3 protein-coding genes are annotated in these 2,065 nt (G+C 47.4%); 2 read left to right on the top strand and 1 reads right to left on the bottom strand.

Features of this window, described 5'->3' with window-relative positions:
* The coding region (locus Q0338_RS02450) for a GTPase (RefSeq protein WP_298085375.1) at window positions 1–228 on the bottom strand (228 nt) is incomplete at its 3' end.
* 138 nt (window positions 229–366) lie between these two features.
* Here Q0338_RS02450 and Q0338_RS02455 point away from each other — a divergent pair.
* Together Q0338_RS02455 and kdsA are read left to right on the top strand one after the other, a co-directional pair.
* On the top strand, window positions 367–1,260 hold the full coding sequence (locus Q0338_RS02455) for a DMT family transporter (RefSeq protein ID WP_298085376.1): 894 nt from the start codon (window positions 367–369) through the stop codon (window positions 1,258–1,260).
* On the top strand, window positions 1,260–2,065 hold an 806-nt coding region (gene kdsA / locus Q0338_RS02460; protein WP_298085377.1), incomplete at its 3' end, for a 3-deoxy-8-phosphooctulonate synthase. The genes Q0338_RS02455 and kdsA, both read left to right, overlap by 1 nt.

The raw sequence follows: 2,065 nt of genomic DNA on the forward strand, positions 1-2,065 counted from the left end.
TTCGGCTAGGGTTTTTGCCTTGACGTTTTTAAAGAGCTCGCTGCTGTCGTCGAGTCCGCCGCTGTCGATCAAAACGCAGCTTTTGTCATAAATTTCTATAATCGTTTTGTTGGTATCTCGCGTAGTGCCGCTAACGTCGCTGGTGATGGCTATACGTCTGCCGGCTAGGCGGTTAAAGAGCGAGCTTTTGCCGACGTTTGGCTTGCCGACTAAAATTATCTTTTGCAAAATTTTCCCTTAAAAATCCCGTTAAATTTGCGGCCGACTTCGCCGCTTAAAATCCCGATTATACAAATTTTTTGCTTACATTGTTTATAAATTTAAGCCGTTTTGCATTACAATACGCCTAAATTTAAAGGAAAAATTTTGTTTCGTAGATACGTTTTGCACCATTTGGGCGCTTATTATATGATTATCGCGTGTATGTTTTTTGCTGCCGTCGGAGGCTTTGCGAAGGTTTTGAGCGAGCAGATGTCTAGCATCGAGGTCGTATTTTTTAGAAACGCCGTGGGCCTTGCCATCGTTCTTTACGCCATTTACAAAAGGCCGCCGACGCATCAAAAAGGCGGGCAGTTTTGTGTGCTGATGTTTCGCGGATTTATCGGCACGATCGCGCTTTTTGCTCTTTTTTACAACATCGCTCATATAAATTTGGGCGCAGCCTATACTTTTCAAAAAACCAGCCCGATTTTCACGGCGATTTTTGCGGCGATTTTCTTAAAAGAAGCGCTTAGTAAAAAGGGCTGGGGCGCGATATTTCTGGGCTTTATCGGCATACTTTTTATCATCCAGCCAAATCTTGGCATCAGCAAAACCGACTGGCTGGGTCTTTGGAGCGGCGTTGGAGCGGCGCTTGCGATGCTTAGCGTCAGAACTCTTCGCAAAAGCTACGACACGAGCGTCATCGTGCTTAGCTTTATGGCGTGGGGAACGGCCCTGCCGATGCTTTTGATGGGCGTTGCGGAGTGGGTCAAATTTGAGCCTCTAGATTTCTTGCTTTCGCCGTTTGTGGCGCCGAATTTTAAAGGCGTAATTTTAATCGTGCTGATGGGGCTTGCGGGCTATTTTTTCCAGTTTTATATGACGAAGGCGTATGCGGCGAGCAAAAAGGCCGGCTCGGTAGCTGCGATAAGCTATATGGATGTCGTATTTTCGCTCGTCATCGGCTTTTTTATGGGCGATACGCTGCCTAATGCGGCGGCGTTTTTTGGTATAATGCTGGTCGTTATCAGCGGAATAATCGTAGCAAGGGAGAGATGATGATACTAATAGCAGGGCCTTGCGTCATCGAGAGCGAGCAACTCGTTTTTGACGTGGCAAAAAGGCTAGTTAAATTTAACGAAGATAAGCGGATAGATTTTTATTTCAAATCAAGCTTTGACAAGGCAAATCGCACGAGTATAAGCTCGTTTCGCGGGCCCGGACTTGAAAAAGGGTGCGAAATTTTAGCCAAGGTCAAAAAGGAATTCGGTTTTAAAATTTTAACCGATATCCACGAGAGCTACCAGGCTGCTCCCGTAGGCGAAGTGGCCGACGTGCTGCAAATACCTGCATTTTTATGCCGCCAGACCGATCTACTCGTCGCTGCGGCTAAGACAAAAGCGGTGGTAAATATCAAAAAAGGGCAGTTTTTAGCCGCCTCTGCGATGAAGCACTCGGTGAAAAAAGTGCTAGAAACGCGCGGCGTAAAGGGCGATGGATACGAGGTTGCTAAGCAAAACGGCGTGTGGCTAACCGAGCGAGGCAGCACCTTTGGCTACGGAAATTTAGTCGTAGATATGCGAAATTTGGTGCTGATGAGAGAGTTTGCGCCCGTGATTTTCGACGCGACGCATAGCGTGCAGATGCCAAGCGCTCTTGGCGAAAAAAGCGGCGGGGACGCGAAATTTGTACCGTATCTAGCGCGAGCCGCGGCAGCTGCGGGCGTGGATGGATTTTTCTATGAGACACACGTAAATCCTTGCGAGGCGCTTTGCGACGGGCCGAATATGCTAAATTTGGACGAGCTAGACGCAAATATCGCTCAAATTTTTAAGATAAAAGACGCCCTAGGCGATGCAAACTA

This window comes from uncultured Campylobacter sp. (assembly GCF_938018145.1).
Classification (GTDB): domain Bacteria; phylum Campylobacterota; class Campylobacteria; order Campylobacterales; family Campylobacteraceae; genus Campylobacter_A.